An 18,631-nucleotide genomic window follows, 5' to 3' on the forward strand; every position below is an offset into this window, starting at 1 on the left:
TCAAACAACTTTCTCAAGGTAGTAGCGAGCGTAGACATGGTCATTATCGTCGAGGTAGTAGCAGCGATCGAAGAAAAAGTTATTATAAGCGTGGAAGCAGTAGCAGTAATTATAGAAGAAATCCAATGAGTGGAAGTAACTACTACAAACGCAAGGGCCGAAGCAGTAGTTAATCTTTCACTATTTATTGGCGAGAAGGGCAGCTTGTAGATCCTTCAAGATGTCTTTAGTAGTTGTATAAGGTTCTTTTATTTGTAAAAGTCTTTTAAGTAAATAAATTGTTTCATTTTTTAAAGAAAGTTCTTCTGTCCAAGGAAGAGCTTTTTTATTTCTTGTAGGATAGGTTGTGTAAAGTAAATATAAGAGTATCTCACCTAAATCAAAGTAGTCCTGTTCTTTCATCTCACCACTGGAGGGATTCTGCTCAGACAGTCCAAAGTCGATTAAAAATAAATGGTTGTTATTCATCATAATGTTCGGAATACGCAAGTCTCCGTGATAGACGTTCTTATTATGTAAATCATCAACTAAAACAAGGAGGTCCGCTAGCAAATTTAAAGACTGTTCTTCATTAAAAGTAACCTTTTTATAAAAAATCAAGTCCTCTAAATTGTCTCCTTCTATATAGTTCATAACATAAAATAGTAGCTCGTTATGTGTAAAAGCCTCAAAAAATTTAGGCATGTTGTCATGGTTTAACTTTTGTAAAATGGAGATTTCATTTTCAAATAGTTTTATTTCTTTTTTAGAACGTTGCTTACTTAGTCTTAGCTGTTTCACTACTTTGTAATCGTTCGTTTTTAAGTCTTTACACCGATAAAGAATGCCGTAGCTTCCTGTTCCAATAACATTTAAAACCTCATATTGTTGGTTTAAGACTGTACCTGCTTTCAATGGTATATCTACAAAAAATTGATAGGCTTTTCGAATATAACGTAAAATGGACATGTTTCTCACCTCACTTGCTTATAGTTATCTCTTAAATATGACCTTATTGATATAATAAATATACAGTCAATTATAGAGAAGTATAGCTATTTGTTCGAAAGAATAATGGGGTGTATGATGGAACTATTAAAAATTAGATGGTTAATATGGTTGTTTCCAATTGTATTTTTTATTCATGACCTTGAAGAAATTTTAACTGTTGAATATTTTTCGATGGTTCTCCCTTTTAAAGTTACAACAGTAGAATTCATTTTGGCTTTTAGTATATTATGGTTGATTGTTTTTATTGGTTGTATGTTTGCAGCAACGAATAAAGACTTTATAGGGATAGGACCTATACAATACTTCTCGATCTTAGTAGCTGGTATTTTTTTAGCTAATGGTATTGGGCATATTTTGCAAAGTATTTTCTTTCAAAAATATGTACCTGGTGTCATTACTTCTATTTTTATTTTAGTCCCTTTTTGTTTGTTTAGTATTAAAAAGCTTCTCTTAGTAAATTTAATAACATGTAAGCAAATATTAATTTATTTGGCACTAGGTTTTATTTTACAAACTCCATTTGCAATGGGATCAATAATGTTTGCAAAATTCATTGTAAAAATAGTAGGAAACGGATAGTGGAAATACACAAGTCAAAACTTTTATTGGTGTCGGAAGGGTATAATAAAGTAGCAGCAGAGGACACTAAAATAGAAGTATTGTGAGCATATGAAAATTGATAAAACATAGACTTAATGACAGAAGAAGCAAAGGAGATAAGATGACAAACCGAGAAGAACTAATAGGATGGAACTTTGATAACAGTTATGCCCGTCTGCCAAACATATTTTTTACTAGCCTCTCCCTTAACCCTGTGAGCTCACCGAAATTGTCCATTCTTAATGATTCGTTGGCTAAATCCTTGGGGTTAGATATAGATTCTCTGAAAAGTGAAGAAGGTGTTGCACAACTTGCTGGAAACCGAAATCCAGAAGGTGCTTTCCCTCTTGCTCAGGCTTATGCCGGGCACCAATTCGGACATTTTAACATGTTAGGAGATGGCCGAGCTATTTTGCTTGGAGAACAAATTACATCTCAAAGTGAGCGATTTGATGTTCAACTGAAAGGTTCTGGTAGAACTCCTTATTCTCGTGGGGGAGATGGACGTGCGGCACTAGGGCCAATGCTAAGAGAATACATTATTAGCGAATCCATGCATGCGCTTGGTATACCTACTACACGGAGTTTAGCGGTGGTAACGACCGGTGAATCAATCATTCGTGAAACTAATCTACCTGGTGCAATTATGACCCGCGTGGCTGCAAGTCATCTGCGTGTTGGTACTTTTCAATTCGCAGCGAAATGGGGAACTTTTGAAGATCTTCGAGACCTGGCTGATTATACAATTGAACGACATTATCCAGGAGGGGAAACTTCCCCTAATCGTTATATTTTCCTTCTTCAGGAAGTGATTAAACGTCAGGCGTCGCTAATTGCAAAATGGCAACTGGTTGGCTTTATTCACGGAGTCATGAATACAGACAATATGGCCATTAGTGGAGAAACTATTGATTATGGTCCTTGCGCGTTTATGGATGCCTATGATCCATCAACTGTTTTTAGCTCTATAGATGTTAATGGCCGCTATGCTTATGGCAATCAACCGAATATTGCTGGATGGAATTTAGCACGATTTGCTGAAAGCCTATTACCGATACTCCATGAAGATGAAGAGGAAGCAATTAAACTAGCCCAGAATGCGATTGAAGATTTTCCTAAATTGTATTTCACTAATTGGCTATCAGGGATGAGAGTTAAGTTGGGGATATACAATGAGGAAAAAGAAGATGAGGCACTCGTGGATGAACTTCTCCGTATGATGCAAAAGAATGGTGCAGATTTTACCAATACTTTTCGTGCATTAACTTTCGATACGAATGAGGATACTAAATTATTTGGAGCACCTGAATTTACTCAGTGGAAAAAGAAGTGGCAGGAAAGGTTAAGTAGACAGCAGGAATCGAAAGAATCCTCTCATGACTTGATGCGAAACAGTAATCCTGCTGTAATTCCAAGAAACCATCGGGTAGAAGAGGCTCTGGATGCAGCTGTGGCACAAGGTGACTACAGTGTGATGGAGCGGCTACTAAACGCTTTATCAAGACCATACGCCCATACTCCTGAACAAGATGAATTCACTAAACTGCCTGACCAAGAAAACAGTTCTTATCGTACGTTTTGTGGAACATAAGAAATATCATCAACCTAAAAAAGATAGGGATAGCAAATACAATGCTATCCTATCTTTTTTATTTTTATATAAGTAAGGACAATATTTAGAAAGAAACTTTTTGCCTGCTTATAAAGTCTTATTAGTAATGTAAAAATAACTAATTTTAATCCTGATTTAATATTATAAGGCATTTTCCTCCTAAACTAAACATAGACTCTATAGAATTGTTTACAATTTCCAAATGGAATAATATTGTTCACAATTTACAGAATTTAGTGTACACTTTAACTATTACAATTTTAGGAGGATTATTTTGGCTAAATTAAAGAAATTTGGAATTGTATTAACTTCATCAGCTTTAACGTTAGGAATGTTTTCATCCATTGCAAGCGCTTCAACTACAGCAAATGAGCAACCACAAATTCAAATTCAAGTTGCGGAAACAGAAAAAGTTTTTTCAAAAGACGATTTAATCAAGAGATTTAAAGAACTATTCCCTAAGAAGTATGATTTTTTATCCAATAATGATTTTCACATGGGTAGTGGATATTATTATGCTACAGATAAGGAAGTCCGTTATAACTTATCTTTTTCCAAAGAGGTTAATGGAAAATATATGCATGGAAGCGTTGGATTTGTGGGAGAAAAATTAGAATTAGAGAACTTTTACTTCCAACCAACCAATGAAAAAGAGGCACTGTTTCCTGCTAAAGTATCTGAAGAGGAAGCAAGAAAAATTGCAGACGAATATTTGAAAAAGTTTGATGGTGTTGGAGAGTATCAATTAGAAAAAAACCCGTATAACTATTATCCTCAGCAAATATTAACAGAGCCTATTCGCTATAATTTTACTTTTACTCGCATCAAGGATAAAGTATCTATCTCGGATCAAAGGATTGAAGTGACTGTTTTAGGTAATGGAGAAGTGGTGCAATTTTATAAGACAAATACTCAAAAACCAGCTACTTTTGATGATATGAAACAAATATTAGATAAAGAAGAGCTGCTAAAAAAATATAAGGAAAATTTATCGATTAATCTGCAATATCAAATTGATTACGATTATAGAAATGGTGACCGTAATGTGAAGCTAGTATATCAACCATCAACTAAAGTACGGGGAGTTCATGCGTTAACAGGAAAATGGATGACTGCTAACGATTTCTCGGAAGAGTTTCCGGCTAAAACTAAAGTTGAGAAGATTTCATCTACTCCGCTTCCACCTAAACATAATGGGGTCACTCTAGAAGAAGCTAAAAAAATTGCAGAAAAATTTATTAAATCTAAATCAGACGACATAAAAGTAACGATACAATCAATAAATGAAGTTGAAAATTATAATGGTAATGGTCAGTCAGTGATTAGTGTTGACTATATGTACGAATATCGGAATGGCGGTCACGGAGCTGGTTTAGTAATTAATAAAGATACTGGCGAAATCATACAGTACTACAATATTGATCGAGACATCTCACGACAATTTGGAGAAAAACCTGTTGAGAACAAGCTAACTCAAAAAGATGCTCTCGCTCAAGCAGTTAAATATGCAAAAGATATGATACCTTCTTATCTACACAATTATGCAATGCCAATAGAAGAAGCTTATTATGATGAAATGTCAGAATCATATAATTTCTCATTCCCAAGAGTTGTAAATGGCATTCTTGTCATTGGAGATCAAATTCAAATTAGTATTGCAGGTGATGGTTCTTTAAGCAATTTATATATCAATTATTCAGAAATAGAAAAATGGCCAGCAGTCGATAAAGTCATCTCTGAAAAAGATGCTTTAACTAAATTAAATAACGCTCTAAACTTAAAATTAAATTATCTAAAACAAGGTAACGATAAAGAGAAAAATCACTATGACATCGTATATGTTCCAGTATTTAATGAAGACATGTATAGCTATTTAGATGCTACTACAGGTGAATGGAAAAGCATAGAAAATGGGAAAAGTCCTGTTGTTATTTCCCATCCGTGGGCAGAAGAGGAGTTAAATTACCTCATTAGCGCAAAAGTCCTGGAAGTTAAGGATGCTAAAAGCTTTAACGGGGATGCTTCAATTTCAAAAGGGGAAGCTCTAAAAGTATTATTAAATTCCATCACTTATTTTTATGATGGTATGTACAATCAAAATACCGAAAATATGAAACAAACTTTTGATAATATTGATCCTAAACATCCATTATATTCAGCAGTAGAACGTGCGGTAAGTATGGGAGTAATTCAACCATCTGGCAAGAACTTTGATGTAGATGCACCTATCAAAAGAGAAGAACTAGCAGCGTGGTATATTAGAGTGCTAGGTTTAGATCAAGCAGCTAAACATAGTAACATCTATAAACTAGACTTTGCAGATGCAAGTAAGGTGCAAAAAGAGTATATAGGATATGTAGCTTTAGCAAACTCCATGGGATTATTTAAAGTTGAAAAAAATCAATTCAATCCTGCTCAAGAAGTGACTTACGCAGAGTTGGCTGTTTCAACCATTCTTCTAGCTCACGAAATAGCTGAAAAAGGAAATGGCATGCGTTACTAAACCAAAACAAAACCCTCCCCCGTACAAAGACGGGAGAGGGTTTTGTTTTGGTGTATAAAATTAGTTTACTCAGCTGGTAGTACTTCATCTGCTATAATCCCTGGAAGAGAAATATTATATCCTGCTTGTGATTCATATGTATATTCTCCATATACTGTTCCATAAATCGTGACAATATCATTATCAACGAAATCTGTATATCCTACGTATTCGATAAATACAATGTCATTAAAACTATAACCATATGACTCTTTTGTTACAGATAATCGAATATTCGTCATACCGTCGCCTTCTAATATTTGTACGATTTCGCCCGTATATTTCACGTATTCATCGCTATAACGGTCTGGATTCTTTTTCAATTGAGCGTATTCAATTGTTTGGGCATTTGCTTTCTTTTCTGCAGCTTCTTTTGCGAGTTGTTCTTGTCTTGCTTTTTCTTCCGCTTCCTCTTTTGCTAACTGTTCCGCTTCTGCTTTAGCTTTTGCCTCTGCTTCTTGTTTTGCTTTTTCATCTGCAGCCGCTTTTTCTGCTGCTTCTTTTGCTTCACGAGTTGCTTTCTCTTCAGCAGTTTCTTTCTTAACTGGTTCAACCTCTTTTGCACTTTCCGTTTCGGCTGTTGTCGTCGTATCGGTAGTTAATCCAAAAGCAAAAAATGAAATAATCATAACTAATACAGAAATACCACTAAATATAAGCATTTTTTTACCTTTTGTCCCGTTTTTCTTAATAAACGAAACGAATGAAATTATTCCGAAAATAAAAATTGCAAACAGACTAACTATCGATATTACTAAAAATAAACTATCCACTTATATCCTCCTATCTCGTTTCACCTAATTGTACGATAGTTATTTCTGCTTTTGTCACGGGAATTAATGGTAATTCAAACATCGAAAGATAGATAAACAACAAGTCTATATAGTAAAGATATGTTAATAGATAAAAAACCTACTAACTTTTAAAGAGTTAGTAGGTTTTAATAGTAAAATATTATTTCGGAGTTACTATTCGAATCACTGTACCCCATTACTACCTATAACTAGTCCATATTGTTCACCATACGTAACTTTCAGCCTTTTATGTGTATTGGCTAAGCCAATATGATTGGAATAATAGAATATACCCAATGCTCGTTCTGGCATGGTGGAAAATTGAAAAGAATTTTTTATTCTTTTCGTTTGCCCTATGCTTTTTATGTTCTGCCTTTGAAGTTTGGACAATATATATTAGGAATACAATTTTTTTGAGTCTTCATAACAAAGGAGCCAATGCAAATGCTGTCCAAATTTTTTAAATCGAAACTACTAATTTATGCCCCGCTAAACGGTGAAATAATTCCAATCGAAGAAGTTCCAGACCCCGTCTTTAGTCAAAAGATGATGGGAGAAGGGCTTGCTATTATACCAATTGGAGGCAAGGTTCACTCTCCAATAGAAGGTACAGTCATTCTTCTATCTGATACCAAACATGCAATCGGCCTTCGTTCAAAAAATGGAACGGAGATTTTGATTCATATTGGATTGGAAACGGTTTCACTAGGTGGAAGTGGCTTTACGGTTTTAGTTTCATTGGGTGAATCCATTTCTGTCGGGCAACCATTAGTTGAAGTTGATTGGGATTTGCTTCGTGCTCAAAATAAAAAAATAGTCACACCAATAGTTATTACAAATAGTGTAGAAAGAGTTATACGATTCGAAGATTCAAAAGAAGGTATTGTGGGTGAAACATTATTGATGACAGTATTTTCAAAATAAAGCGAAAAAGGAGGTGTAATTTTAATAGATTAGGAGACTTTATTCTGTAGACTGCAATCATATTATTTTTTTTATATCTTAATTATCTTATAAATAAGAAAAGAGGATGGGCATATTATGATTAAATATCTTCAAAAGCTCGGACGCTCTTTAATGCTACCAGTAGCTGTTTTACCGGCAGCTGCAATTTTGATGGGTATTGGTTATTGGATTGACCCTACAGGTTGGGGTTCTGGAAATGTATTAGCTGCATTTCTAATTAAAGCAGGAGCTTCTATTCTTGACCATATTCCAATCCTATTTGCGGTAGGTGTTGCATTTGGAATGGCCAAAGAAAGAGACGGCTCTGCTGCAATAAGTGGTTTAGTTGCCTTTCTAGTTGTAACGACTATGTTATCCACTAATTCGGTTGCTTTGTTACAAGGTATAGATGCTGCTAATGTAAATGCAGCTTTCGCGAAGATTGATAATGCTTTTGTTGGTATCATTTCTGGACTTATTGCAGCTGCAATGTTTAATCGCTTCAGTCATGTAAAGCTACCTGATTTTTTAGCATTCTTTAGTGGAAAACGGCTTGTTCCGATTGTATCTGCGGTAGCGATGTTAGTTGTTTCCGTAGCATTATTCTTTATATGGCCAATCGTATATGGCTGGTTAGTTTCGTTTGGTGAGTCAATTAGCAGCCTAGGTGCAGCAGGTGCAGGTATATATGGATTCTTCAATCGTCTGTTAATACCAACTGGCTTGCATCATGCATTAAATGCAGTATTTTGGTTCGATACAATTGGTATAAACGATATCGGAAAGTTCTGGGATAGTTCAGGTGTTAAAGGTGTCACAGGGATGTACCAGGCTGGGTTCTTCCCAATAATGATGTTTGGATTACCAGCAGCTGCACTGGCGATGTATCATACAGCGAAGACGAAAAGAAAAAAACAAGTGGCTTCCCTAATGCTTGCAGCGGGCTTTGCGTCTTTTTTTACAGGGGTTACAGAGCCAATTGAGTTTGTATTTATGTTTTTAGCTCCAGCTTTATATGTAGTGCATGCTGCGTTAACTGGTCTATCATTGTTCATTGCTGCATCCTTCCAGTGGACAGCAGGATTCACTTTTAGTGCAGGGTTCATAGACTTTTTCTTAAGTCTTCGAATACCAATTGCAAATTTACCTTTAATGTTAGTTGTTCAAGGTTTAGTTTTTGCTGTTATTTACTACTTCTTATTCCGATTCTTAATCGTGAAATTTGACTTGAAAACACCAGGTAGAGAAGAGGATGAGGAAGAAATCGAGGAAGTTGTTGACAACTCATCTAGTAGTAAATTCTCCATCTTAGCATCTATTATTTACGATGGGTTAGGTGGGGATGCAAACGTCACTTCTGTAGACTATTGCGCTACTCGTTTACGTGTAGAGGTATTAGATATGGCTCTGGTAGATCAAAAGAAAATAAAAGATACTGGCGTTCCTGGTATCAACGTTGTCGGACCAACGAGTATTCAAGTAATTGTAGGAACTAGTGTGCAATTTGTGGCGGACGAAATCGAAAAAATTAGGAATTAGAAATAGTAGAAAAAGCTGTTTAAGGAGATGGTTCCTTTCATAAACAGCTTTTTTTCTACTAAACATTTATTATAATTGGTATACATATTAATACCAAGGAGAAGTGAATCATGCCAAAAACTATACTCATTTCCAACGTAACAATCGTAAATCATGATAAAGAAGTAGTTGCGGACTTATTTCTTAAAGATGGAAAGATTGAAAAAATAGGAACACAGTTATCGAACGAAGCAGATATTCATATAAACGGAGCTTCTAATGATTGGATTGTATTCCCGGGTTTTATAGATATGCATATTCACGGTTCCGCTGGTTTTGATACGATGGACGCAACAGAGGAAGCGCTAAGAGGGATGGCACGTTCTTTAGTTAAAGAAGGGACCACAAGTTTTTTACCTACTACGATGACACAAACAACTAATGCCATAGAGACTGCACTAAAGAATATCGCAAGTTTTGTTAGTAAGACCGATGAAGCGGAAGTTCTAGGAATACATGTGGAAGGCCCATATATTTCTCCTAAACGAGCTGGGGCACAACCGCTTGAGTATATAATAGAACCTACTCTGGAGCAGTTTGATCGTTGGCAGCATCTAAGTAATAACCGTATCAAGCAAATTACTATTGCTCCAGAAGTAACAGGGGGTCTTAAATTTGTAGAGACAGCTAGTAGTCAGGGGATCATTGTTTCCATAGGACATTCCGATGCTTCATCCGAAGAAGTAGAAATGGCTGTAAAGCTAGGTGTAAAACAAGCAACCCACTTATATAATCAAATGCGCCCATTTCACCACCGTGAACCTGGAGTGGTAGGAAGTGCATTAATTTTGGATGAAATAAAAACGGAGCTTATTATAGATTTTATTCATTGTCATCCGAATGCAGTTAAGTTGGCATATAGATTAAAGGGAGCTTCTGGAATAATTCTGATCACAGATGCTATGAGAGCAAAAGGGCTACCTAATGGAAGCTATGATTTAGGAGGACAAATGGTAAGTGTAACAGAGAAGGGAGCGCATCTTTCGAACGGAGCATTAGCTGGGAGTATGCTGACGATGGATCAAGCAATTCGTCATTTCCGACAGGTAACTAATTGTTCTTTTATGGAGTTAGTCTCCATGTCTTCCACAAATGCTGCGAAACAATTAAAGCTTCCCAATAAGGGATGTATTGCGGAAGGTTTAGATGCAGACTTAGTATTGCTTAACAAGGACTTACATGTTCAAATAACAATTTGCAGAGGTCAAATCGTATTCGAAAAGGAGACTTGATAAATGGAAAAAATCTTTAAGATTACAACTTCTGAAGGTCTACACGCAAGACCTTCCACGTTATTAGTTTCAGCGGTTACACCTTTTAATTCGGAGGTACAACTTACGTATAATGGAAAATCGGTAAACTTAAAATCCATTATGGGTGTAATGGCTCAATCTATTACTACCGGATCAGTTATCACTATTTCAGCCGAAGGAGAAGATGCTGAGGAACTGTTAAGTAAGGTGACAGAGGTTATTATCTCGAAAGGGCTTGGAGAGGAAGCTTAAAGTAAGAGAGATCTGTCTTTGTGACAGGTCTTTTATTGTATTTTAAAATTATAATGTAAACAGTTCCTAAATATGGGATAATTGTTAGAGGATGATAGTTTGCTTTGAATTCTACAATAATTTATCGGAGGAAGCATGAGAATTTTTATTGGTGTGATAACAATTATATTTGGTGTTTTCTTCGTAAGTTTATCTATTGATTCTTTCGGAAAAATAGGTAATGTTATATTGCATCTATATGGAATTGTTCTATGTATATTGAGTGCTTTAGTACTTAGTAACAAGAAAACTAAAGATGGTAAAATACATATAAGATTTTTAGGAATAGCAATTGCCATGACTTTTTTTGGTATTGCCTTTATATTAAATCCTGGAAGTGGAGCAAGAAGCTTTGGATTCTTTACTATTATAATGGGTGCCGTTTTTTACATAATTGACTATGTTGAAAGAATATAAGCGTTTTTAAATTTAATATTATTTTTAAATATATACAGTAGAAATCTCTTCATTCAGTTATGGTGAAAGGATACATTTTTGTATAATCGAATTCATCCAGGATAAACTATTTTTTAAAGAAAGGATGAATGATGAAATGAACGAGACCAAATTTGCAGAACTAGACCGTGAGCAGTTGCAGGAACTAAATGAGCTAGAAGAAAAACTTGGAGTTACGCTTATTGCGTATGACACCGCAACAACAAGTAGTTCCTCTTCAACTCAACAGTACAATTAAACTATGAATCTCAACCTCGAGCAGCTCGCAAGCTAGTTAATAATTTGCATAGCTGCTTGGAGGTTGGATGTTCTCTTTACATTGTAATGACTACTTTTCCTTGATTGTGACCTTCTTCAAAATACCTAAAAGCCTCGGGAACCTCATTCAGCTTATAACTTCTATCAATTACAGGTTTAACTTTACCGGCCTCTATTAGTTCTTTGATAAAAATCAAATCTTTTTGATTTGCTCTTTGTAAAAAGCTACCCATCTTTTTACCCCCAGTCATGGAAAAGAAAGGTCCTAAAACCATAGCTTGAGTTAATTGGGCTCCGGAACCTCCGACCATAACATAATTTCCTTTCGGACGAAGAGCACGTTTATAAGCCGAAATAGGTTGATACCCGTTCACAGCAAGAATTAGGTCATAACGTTGTGCAGTTTTGGTGAAGTCTTCCTTTGAATAATCAATGACAAAGTCTGCACCAATTGATTGGAGAATATTTAAATTTCTCGTACTACATACCCCAGTCACCTCCGCCCCGAATGATTTGGCAATCTGGACTGCAAAAGTCCCTACACCCCCAGATGCACCATTAATCAAAACTTTCTGTCCTGATTCAATCTTACCTTTATTCCTTAAACTCTGAAGGGCAGTGGTAGCTGCCATAGGCACTGCAGCAGCTTCCTCAAATGAAAGATTAGACGGTTTTAATACCAATACATGTTCAGGTACTACGACATATTCAGCAAAAGTTCCCCAACCACAACCGGATAAGTCTCCAAACACTTCATCACCTGGCTTAAAATGGTTAACATTTTTGCCGACTGATTCTATCCTCCCTGCAAAGTCACCTCCAGGTATGGAGTATTTTGGTTTCAATATACCAAACGCAAAGCGGGCAAGGTACGGTTCCCCTTTCAAAAGAACTAAGTTTCCGTAATTTAAAGATGCTGCATGAATTTTTACCAGAACTTGATTGTCATCCGGAATCGGTGTCTCTACCTCATTCACTTCTAGAATGTCAGGTGAACCATATTTGTTAGAAATTATTGCCTTCGTAACTATTCCTCCTTTATTAATATTATGAGAACACTGGATTTTTTAGGATTTTATTAAATAAAAGCCATATTGCTAGTGATTTTTCAGCTATACCATTAGTCAATTCAATTCCTCCAAATTATTATTCTTTAATTCAAAAGAGAATACTTCCTCCAACGGTAAGTTGAAGACAAAAGCAATGCGAAAAGCTAATTCCAAAGAAGGGGAGTAATTTCCTTTCTCGATTGCAAAGATGGTTTGTCGTGTAACACCTACATGATCTGCTAGTTGTTGTTGCGTCATTTCACCATGGTTAAAACGCAAGCTCCGAATGTTATTGCTTATTAAACATTTTCCCATCTTAGAATCCTCTCCGATAAAGATATATCTCCGTGACCATCCCAACCATTTCAGAGATAACCCCTGAAAAGATAAGTATGATGAACATGACATACGGTGAGACATTCAACACCAATGATCCCATTGCTAGAAAAAAGCCTCCTACAAAAACATAGTGCGAGATTGTTGTTGCTTTCATTTTTATTAATTTGTCTAGTTCATCAGAAAAAGTAGGCTCTTTTTCATTGGTAGTTATTCGATAGATGATATTGAAAATTATATAAATAATGATTTTTGCTACAATCGATATTGCTATCAAAATGACGATGAAGGTACCCCAAAAGCTGAAAACATCTGTTGTTTGAAATTTTCCTTCTTCGTACATATAAAACACATACAAGGAATAGAGCGAAAAAATTAATAAAGTGCTAATTAAAGATACGATATTTTTCTTTTCTTGATAGGACATCCACATTACCTCCTTTAACTGAAAATTTAAAAAAGTAAAATTTCTTATACACAGTGTATTGTTAACTTTACAATATGTCAATTATATTTTACATATGTAGATAAAAATTTTATTCAATCATTGGTAGCTGGAGCATAAAAAAAGGACCAAAAATTTGGTCCTCACATTTATTCTGTTCTTGCCATGTTTTTAGCGTAAAAAATCTCATCCATTTCTGTTTTTAACTTCTTCGTAATGGATATCTTTTCTTCATCGGTTAACTCGTCTTCTGTGTAACCGAATAGGTAGTTATTTAAATCAAATTTTTTAAGTTTACATTTTGTATGAAAAATATTTTCTTGGTATACATTAACATCGATCATTTGATAATACTCTTGTAAGCCGACTGGAATATAGTTTTGAATGGAATTAATGTCATGATCGATAAATAATTTATGTCCCGTTACGTCTCTAGTAAAGCCTCGTACACGATAGTCCATCACCATAACATCTGTCTCAAATGAATGAATCAAATAATTCAGCGCTTTCAAAGGAGAAATTTCTCCACAGGTGGAAATATCAATATCCGCCCGGAATGTACTAATTCCTTCATCCGGGTGATACTCAGGATAAGTATGAACGGTTATATGACTTTTATCCAGATGGCCGACTACTGATTCAGGTAGTGGACCTGGTGATTCTTTAAATGAATCCGCTGGAGAATCGTCAACAGGTCCTTCAGAAACCAAAATGGTTACACTTGCTCCTTGTGGTTCATAATCTTGCTGTGCAATATTTAAAATATTTGCCTCAATAATATCCGACACTTTCGTTAAAATTTTTGTCAAACGTTCCGCATTATATTGTTCGTCGATATAGTCAATATAAGCCTCTCGTTCTTCTCTCGTTCTTGTGTAGCAAATATCATACATATTAAAACTTAAGGTCTTTGTAAGGTTATTAAACCCATGTAACTCAATTCTTTGCTTAGGAGTTAAACTCATTTTTTGAACTCCTCTCTTTCACATAAATTTAAGGCTCTGTTGAAACGATATAATAAGTATGCGTTAAAACTAGTTTTAGATTCACCTTAGCTTTATTTTTCCACAAAAAACTTTTCTGAAACATACAATTTACACCATTGCTCTTTTAGATTTAGAAGTAGCAAGAATTCATTTTGTAAAATGGACGTGATAGTTTACCTTGTCTTATTGACACTACTTATCTTAATGCCTATGATTTATTTTAATAGAAAGAAAATTTAGATTAGGGACGGTGTCTCAACGAATGGATATTACATTTGAATATGCGAGGAAATTAGATAAACAGGATATATTAAAACACTATCGAGATGAATTTTATTTGCTGCCAGATATCATGTACATGGATGGGAATTCCTTGGGTTTATTGTCTAAGAGAGCGGAGCAGTCGCTGTTATCTATACTTGATTCATGGAAGAAATACGGAATAGATGGGTGGACACAAGGTGAGCATCCTTGGTTTTATTTTTCGGAAACGTTGAGTGAAATGTGTGCACCGCTTGTTGGAGTATTGAAAGAAGAAGTGATGATTACAGGTTCAACTACTACGAATTTACATCAGTTAGTTGCTAGTTTCTATCATCCCCATGGAAAACGGACTAAAATATTGGTGGATGAATTGAACTTCCCTTCTGATTTGTATGCCATTAGTAGTCAGTTATCGTTGCATGGATATAACCCCGAAGAACATATGAAGTTCGTGAAAAGCCGTGATGGGAATACTCTACTAGAAGAAGACATAATAGAATCGATGACAGACGATATAGCTCTAATCGTGTTACCAAGTGTGCTGTATCGGAGTGGACAAATATTAAATTTGAAAGCGCTTACTAAAGCTGCGCACGAACGAAATATTATCATTGGATTTGATCTATGTCACTCTATTGGATCTGTCCCTCACAATTTGGATGATTGGGATGTAGACTTTGCGTTTTGGTGTAATTATAAGCATTTAAATGGAGGACCAGGTGCAGTTGGGGGATTGTTCGTGAATCAGAAGCATTTTGGAAAGAGACCTGGACTAGCAGGTTGGTTCGGCTCCCATAAAGAGAAGCAGTTTGACCTGGCAATAGAAATGTCACCGGCATCAGATGCAGGTGCATATCAAATTGGGACACCGAATATATTAAGTGCTGCCCCATTATATGGTTCGTTACAAATGTTTGCGGAGGTCGGTATAGATGCTATTCGTAGCAAGTCATTAACTCTAACTGATTATATGATGTTTTTAATAAAGGAAGAGTTAAGGGATTTTCAATTTAACATTGCCAATCCAGTCGACCATGAGCGTAGAGGGGGACATATTTATCTTGTTCATGAAGAGGCAGCTCGCATTTGTAAGGCATTAAAAGATCATCGGGTTATTCCTGATTTCCGCTCGCCAAATGGCATCCGTCTAGCACCTGTTGCATTGTATAACTCATTTGAAGATGTGTGGAACACTGTACAGATTTTGAAGAAGATCATGACAGAAGAAACGTATAAAAAGTACGAAAACAAGCGAGATGTTGTTGCATAAAAAGGAGGACTTATATGCCGAAGGATATTTCGAAGCTGCATGAAAAGCTGGATGGTGAAAAAGGTATTCATACGGACTTTCGGGATGATATGACCTATGGAGATTATTTGCAGCTCGATACGATTTTATCCAGTCAAAAACGATTGTCCGGTCATCATGATGAAATGTTATTTATTATTATTCATCAAGTAAGTGAGCTTTGGATGAAGTTGATCTTACATGAATTGACTAGTGCCATTCAAGCGATACAAGAAGATAAGATGCAAGCCGCCTTTAAAATGCTGGCTCGAGTAACAAAGATTCAAACACAGATTATTCAAGCTTGGGATGTGCTCTCGACATTAACACCAGCTGAGTATTTAGAGTTTCGCGATAAACTCGGTAAAGCATCAGGTTTTCAATCCTTTCAGTACCGACAAATTGAATTTGCACTCGGTTATAAAACAAAGTTTATTCTAAAAATTTATGAGAAGGATTCAAAGTTATACAATGAGCTCGAAAAAGCATATCATTCACCTAGCATTTATGATGTGGCAATTCAAGCATTAGAAAAAGCTGGTTTCAATTTGAACCCAGCTGCTGTAAATCGAGATTATTCCGTTACATATGGAGGAGACGAGACAGTAGCAGAGGCATGGAAAGAAGTATATCAAAACGTGGACCAGTATTGGGATTTGTACCAATTAGCAGAAAAACTAGTGGATATAGAAGATTGGTTACAGCAATGGCGCTTCCGACATATGAAAACGGTAGAACGTATTATTGGTTTTAAAACTGGAACCGGTGGATCCTCGGGAGTAAATTATTTACGTAAAGTGTTAGATCATCGTTTTTTCCCAGAGCTCTGGGATTTAAGAACAAGTTTATAAGGGGTGATGGTGATGGTGAAACGCTGGATAGACATCTCACAGTCGTTTTCAAATAATATTGGTACTTGGCCAGGAGATACACCTTTTCAGTTTGAGCTAGCTTTCTCGAAGGAACAGACAGGTTCAGTTAATATTGGTCGTTTCACAACAAGTGTGCATACTGGGACACATGCGGATGCACCCTATCACTTTGACAATGACGCACCTACGATTGAGCAGTTAGACATCCATATTTATATTGGTCGTGCCAAAGTAGTTGACGTCACAGGATTGGAATCAATTGGTCGAGATGAATTGAAGTCATTTGAGTTAGAAGGGGTAGAACGCTTACTATTAAAAACTACCAAACAAGTTAATGTGGAGCAATTTCCGACTAGTATTTCGGTATTAAAAGAGGATATTGGTGCATTCTTGCAGGAGAAAGGAATTATTTTAATTGGCGTCGATTGTCCTTCTGTTGATGCATTAGACGATAAAGAATTACGAGCGCACCATGCACTTTATCGTCATGGTGTTCATATTCTAGAAAATTTATTTTTACAAGATGTCACTCCAGGAGATTATGAACTGATTGCCTTGCCTCTAAAGATTCAAGGAGCCGATGGCAGTCCAGTTCGAGCCGTGCTGAGACAGATATAATGGAAAGAAGGATAGAGATACTCTATCCTTTTCTATTTTACAAAATTGCGAATACCGAAAGAAAGACGCATATAATTGCTAAAATAAAAAGAATAGAAGAATTGAACTTACTTCTTCTCAATTTAAAACCGTAGGCTCCAAAAAAGATAGCAGCAGCTAATTTTGATAAGCTTTCGTAATAATAATTAGATGAAAAAAATGAACTGCTAAAGATAATCGTACTTAGCAATGTTATAGAGATTAATAGCTTAAACCACATAGGCTCGTTTAGGAATTGCTTAAAATAAAATTTAACCATTGTATACCCGCATGACTCCTCTCCAATATCTATTGTTCTAGTATATTAATGAAACAATTTACTTATCTCTCCGTATATAATATATAGATTTTAGAGGAGGCAATAGAAATGGCTTTAAGTTTTTTCTGGATAGGTGTAGGGCTTGCAGCACTAGGCTACTTTATAGGGGATGGATTAAAGAACTTTAAAAACCCGAAAGGATCCAGATACCCTACTCTCATAAATAAAAAGGATTTGCCGATATATTTTGGGTTGAGTAAAGAAGAAATGCAGGAATTGCTCAGAAAATATCCAAATGCACCAAAAATAGAGTTAAACGGAACTACGTATTTTCCCTATCATCAATTTTTAGAATGGCTATCTTCAAACGATATTTATAAGAACTAGAGTGTGTTGTTATTCAAACACACTCATATACATCAAACGTGCTACCAATTCCATAACCGTCTTTTACATCGTGTAGAATAATTTGATTAAATCCGTTTGACTTAAGAATATTTTCAAATTCTCCTAGTTCGTAAAGACGGATAGGGAAATCCATTAGTTCTGTTTTTTCTAATTGTTCATCTTTTACTAATTGGTACTTCAACTTAATTTTTAGGATCTTGCTATCTGAATCATAATGCTCCTGCTTATATTCCACAATGTCTCCGATGTCATACTGCTTTCGATTTGTTTCCCTCCATTCGGGGAGATCATTAAATTTCCCTCTGTTTGTCATAATCGTTAAAAGTAACTTACCGTCTTCTGTTAACATAGATTTCATATTTGCAAGACTATCAGCTACTAAATGATCAGGCAAAAGGGAAAACGAACCAAAAGGAATAATGATTAAATCATATTTGTTAGGACTTTGAAATTCCTCTATTTTTCCAATAGTTACTAGAGGATTCAGATTTAACTTTTTACCTTTTTCCTTACAAACCTTCAGCATTTCATCTGAAATATCAAATCCTTCAATATCGATTCCTCTTTGCAGAAAAGGAAGTAGCATTCTTCCATTACCACACATTGGTTCTAATACTTTCATGTTCTTATCCTTCACAAAAGATAGATAAAACTCGAGTTCTTTCCCGTCTGCAAATGACTTATCACTTTCGTAAATTTGTGTACACAGCTCTCCGTAATAATCGTTCATTTAATTTCCCCTTTATAT

General features: G+C 35.6%; 20 protein-coding genes. 13 read left to right on the forward strand and 7 right to left on the reverse strand.

Going from position 1 to position 18,631, the window contains the following annotated elements; genetic code table 11:
• Positions 1-180: 180 nt before the first annotated feature.
• Positions 181-948, reverse strand: a complete 768-nt coding sequence (locus tag P2Q73_RS03855; protein ID WP_275784087.1) for a protein kinase domain-containing protein — start codon at positions 946-948, stop codon at positions 181-183.
• A 117-nt stretch (positions 949-1,065) separates the two neighbouring features.
• On the opposite strand from P2Q73_RS03855, the gene P2Q73_RS03860 reads away from it, so the two are divergent.
• The 3 genes from P2Q73_RS03860 (at position 1,066) to P2Q73_RS03870 (ending at position 5,705) form a co-directional block, all read left to right on the forward strand.
• Positions 1,066-1,569, forward strand: coding sequence for an HXXEE domain-containing protein (locus P2Q73_RS03860; RefSeq protein ID WP_275784090.1), 504 nt, complete (start codon positions 1,066-1,068; stop codon positions 1,567-1,569).
• 142 nt (positions 1,570-1,711) lie between these two features.
• A complete protein-coding gene (locus P2Q73_RS03865; protein ID WP_275784093.1) occupies positions 1,712-3,181 on the forward strand; it encodes a protein adenylyltransferase SelO in 1,470 nt (489 codons plus the stop codon).
• Between the two features lie 295 nt (positions 3,182-3,476).
• On the forward strand, positions 3,477-5,705 hold the full coding sequence (locus P2Q73_RS03870) for an S-layer homology domain-containing protein (protein WP_275784096.1): 2,229 nt from the start codon (positions 3,477-3,479) through the stop codon (positions 5,703-5,705).
• A 65-nt stretch (positions 5,706-5,770) separates the two neighbouring features.
• Here the strand turns inward: P2Q73_RS03870 and P2Q73_RS03875 are convergent, their stop codons facing one another.
• A complete protein-coding gene (locus P2Q73_RS03875; RefSeq protein WP_275784099.1) occupies positions 5,771-6,517 on the reverse strand; it encodes a hypothetical protein in 747 nt (248 codons plus the stop codon).
• Between the two features lie 465 nt (positions 6,518-6,982).
• Between P2Q73_RS03875 and P2Q73_RS03880 the strand changes: the two genes are divergently transcribed.
• The 6 genes from P2Q73_RS03880 (at position 6,983) to P2Q73_RS03905 (ending at position 11,299) form a co-directional block, all read left to right on the forward strand.
• The gene (locus P2Q73_RS03880) at positions 6,983-7,462 is read left to right on the forward strand and encodes a PTS sugar transporter subunit IIA (RefSeq protein ID WP_275784102.1); all 480 of its coding nucleotides are present in this window, start codon (positions 6,983-6,985) and stop codon (positions 7,460-7,462) included.
• Positions 7,463-7,579: 117 nt separating this feature from the next.
• Positions 7,580-9,022: an N-acetylglucosamine-specific PTS transporter subunit IIBC gene (nagE, locus tag P2Q73_RS03885; RefSeq protein WP_275784105.1), complete on the forward strand. Its 1,443-nt coding sequence runs from the start codon at positions 7,580-7,582 to the stop codon at positions 9,020-9,022.
• A gap of 110 nt (positions 9,023-9,132) precedes the next feature.
• Positions 9,133-10,293 carry an N-acetylglucosamine-6-phosphate deacetylase gene (gene nagA, locus P2Q73_RS03890; RefSeq protein ID WP_275784108.1) on the forward strand — a complete coding sequence of 387 codons (1,161 nt, stop codon included), beginning with the start codon at positions 9,133-9,135 and terminating at the stop codon, positions 10,291-10,293.
• Between the two features lie 3 nt (positions 10,294-10,296).
• A complete protein-coding gene (locus P2Q73_RS03895; RefSeq protein WP_275784111.1) occupies positions 10,297-10,566 on the forward strand; it encodes an HPr family phosphocarrier protein in 270 nt (89 codons plus the stop codon).
• A gap of 135 nt (positions 10,567-10,701) precedes the next feature.
• The gene (locus tag P2Q73_RS03900; protein ID WP_056830577.1) at positions 10,702-11,022 is read left to right on the forward strand and encodes a hypothetical protein; all 321 of its coding nucleotides are present in this window, start codon (positions 10,702-10,704) and stop codon (positions 11,020-11,022) included.
• A gap of 136 nt (positions 11,023-11,158) precedes the next feature.
• Positions 11,159-11,299, forward strand: a complete 141-nt coding sequence (locus P2Q73_RS03905; protein ID WP_172794354.1) for a hypothetical protein — start codon at positions 11,159-11,161, stop codon at positions 11,297-11,299.
• 76 nt (positions 11,300-11,375) lie between these two features.
• Here the strand turns inward: P2Q73_RS03905 and P2Q73_RS03910 are convergent, their stop codons facing one another.
• The 4 genes from P2Q73_RS03910 to speD all read right to left on the reverse strand — a co-directional run bounded on the left by P2Q73_RS03910 (position 11,376) and on the right by speD (position 14,114).
• Positions 11,376-12,296, reverse strand: coding sequence for an NAD(P)-dependent alcohol dehydrogenase (locus P2Q73_RS03910; protein ID WP_275784117.1), 921 nt, complete (start codon positions 12,294-12,296; stop codon positions 11,376-11,378).
• A gap of 147 nt (positions 12,297-12,443) precedes the next feature.
• Complete coding sequence (locus P2Q73_RS03915; RefSeq protein ID WP_275784120.1) at positions 12,444-12,683, reverse strand: helix-turn-helix transcriptional regulator; 240 nt, start codon at positions 12,681-12,683, stop codon at positions 12,444-12,446.
• A 1-nt stretch (position 12,684) separates the two neighbouring features.
• Positions 12,685-13,131 (reverse strand): hypothetical protein, encoded by a 447-nt coding sequence (locus P2Q73_RS03920; protein WP_056830582.1) that lies wholly within the window; start codon positions 13,129-13,131, stop codon positions 12,685-12,687.
• A 167-nt stretch (positions 13,132-13,298) separates the two neighbouring features.
• Positions 13,299-14,114 (reverse strand): adenosylmethionine decarboxylase, encoded by an 816-nt coding sequence (speD, locus tag P2Q73_RS03925; RefSeq protein WP_053591838.1) that lies wholly within the window; start codon positions 14,112-14,114, stop codon positions 13,299-13,301.
• A 283-nt stretch (positions 14,115-14,397) separates the two neighbouring features.
• Here speD and kynU point away from each other — a divergent pair, with 283 nt between their 5' ends.
• The 4 genes from kynU (at position 14,398) to P2Q73_RS03945 (ending at position 17,862) form a co-directional block, all read left to right on the forward strand.
• Positions 14,398-15,669 (forward strand): kynureninase, encoded by a 1,272-nt coding sequence (gene kynU / locus P2Q73_RS03930; RefSeq protein ID WP_275784124.1) that lies wholly within the window; start codon positions 14,398-14,400, stop codon positions 15,667-15,669.
• 14 nt (positions 15,670-15,683) lie between these two features.
• Positions 15,684-16,538: a tryptophan 2,3-dioxygenase gene (gene kynA, locus P2Q73_RS03935; protein WP_056830589.1), complete on the forward strand. Its 855-nt coding sequence runs from the start codon at positions 15,684-15,686 to the stop codon at positions 16,536-16,538.
• 9 nt (positions 16,539-16,547) lie between these two features.
• Positions 16,548-17,177 (forward strand): arylformamidase, encoded by a 630-nt coding sequence (kynB, locus tag P2Q73_RS03940; protein WP_481747135.1) that lies wholly within the window; start codon positions 16,548-16,550, stop codon positions 17,175-17,177.
• Between the two features lie 406 nt (positions 17,178-17,583).
• The gene (locus tag P2Q73_RS03945) at positions 17,584-17,862 is read left to right on the forward strand and encodes a P-loop NTPase family protein (RefSeq protein ID WP_275784133.1); all 279 of its coding nucleotides are present in this window, start codon (positions 17,584-17,586) and stop codon (positions 17,860-17,862) included.
• A gap of 13 nt (positions 17,863-17,875) precedes the next feature.
• Here P2Q73_RS03945 and P2Q73_RS03950 read toward each other — a convergent pair whose 3' ends face one another.
• Positions 17,876-18,613, reverse strand: a complete 738-nt coding sequence (locus P2Q73_RS03950) for a class I SAM-dependent methyltransferase (protein WP_275784136.1) — start codon at positions 18,611-18,613, stop codon at positions 17,876-17,878.
• Positions 18,614-18,631 lie beyond the last annotated feature (18 nt).

Source organism: Bacillus sp. Cr_A10, assembly GCF_029222665.1.
Taxonomy (GTDB): Bacteria; Bacillota; Bacilli; order Bacillales_A; family Planococcaceae; genus Psychrobacillus.

Bases quoted from the DNA above. Each gene is read 5' to 3' on its own strand.
- P2Q73_RS03855 (WP_275784087.1), bottom strand. From the start codon at position 948: ATGTCCATTTTACGTTATATTCGAAAAGCCTATCAATTTTTTGTAGAT.
- P2Q73_RS03860 (WP_275784090.1), top strand. From the start codon at position 1,066: ATGGAACTATTAAAAATTAGATGGTTAATATGGTTGTTTCCAATTGTA.
- P2Q73_RS03865 (WP_275784093.1), top strand. From the start codon at position 1,712: ATGACAAACCGAGAAGAACTAATAGGATGGAACTTTGATAACAGTTAT.
- P2Q73_RS03880 (WP_275784102.1), top strand. From the start codon at position 6,983: ATGCTGTCCAAATTTTTTAAATCGAAACTACTAATTTATGCCCCGCTA.
- nagE (WP_275784105.1), top strand. From the start codon at position 7,580: ATGATTAAATATCTTCAAAAGCTCGGACGCTCTTTAATGCTACCAGTA.
- nagA (WP_275784108.1), top strand. From the start codon at position 9,133: ATGCCAAAAACTATACTCATTTCCAACGTAACAATCGTAAATCATGAT.
- P2Q73_RS03895 (WP_275784111.1), top strand. From the start codon at position 10,297: ATGGAAAAAATCTTTAAGATTACAACTTCTGAAGGTCTACACGCAAGA.
- P2Q73_RS03900 (WP_056830577.1), top strand. From the start codon at position 10,702: ATGAGAATTTTTATTGGTGTGATAACAATTATATTTGGTGTTTTCTTC.
- P2Q73_RS03905 (WP_172794354.1), top strand. From the start codon at position 11,159: ATGAACGAGACCAAATTTGCAGAACTAGACCGTGAGCAGTTGCAGGAA.
- P2Q73_RS03915 (WP_275784120.1), bottom strand. From the start codon at position 12,683: ATGGGAAAATGTTTAATAAGCAATAACATTCGGAGCTTGCGTTTTAAC.
- P2Q73_RS03920 (WP_056830582.1), bottom strand. From the start codon at position 13,131: ATGTCCTATCAAGAAAAGAAAAATATCGTATCTTTAATTAGCACTTTA.
- speD (WP_053591838.1), bottom strand. From the start codon at position 14,114: ATGAGTTTAACTCCTAAGCAAAGAATTGAGTTACATGGGTTTAATAAC.
- kynU (WP_275784124.1), top strand. From the start codon at position 14,398: ATGGATATTACATTTGAATATGCGAGGAAATTAGATAAACAGGATATA.
- kynA (WP_056830589.1), top strand. From the start codon at position 15,684: ATGCCGAAGGATATTTCGAAGCTGCATGAAAAGCTGGATGGTGAAAAA.
- P2Q73_RS03945 (WP_275784133.1), top strand. From the start codon at position 17,584: ATGGCTTTAAGTTTTTTCTGGATAGGTGTAGGGCTTGCAGCACTAGGC.
- P2Q73_RS03950 (WP_275784136.1), bottom strand. From the start codon at position 18,613: ATGAACGATTATTACGGAGAGCTGTGTACACAAATTTACGAAAGTGAT.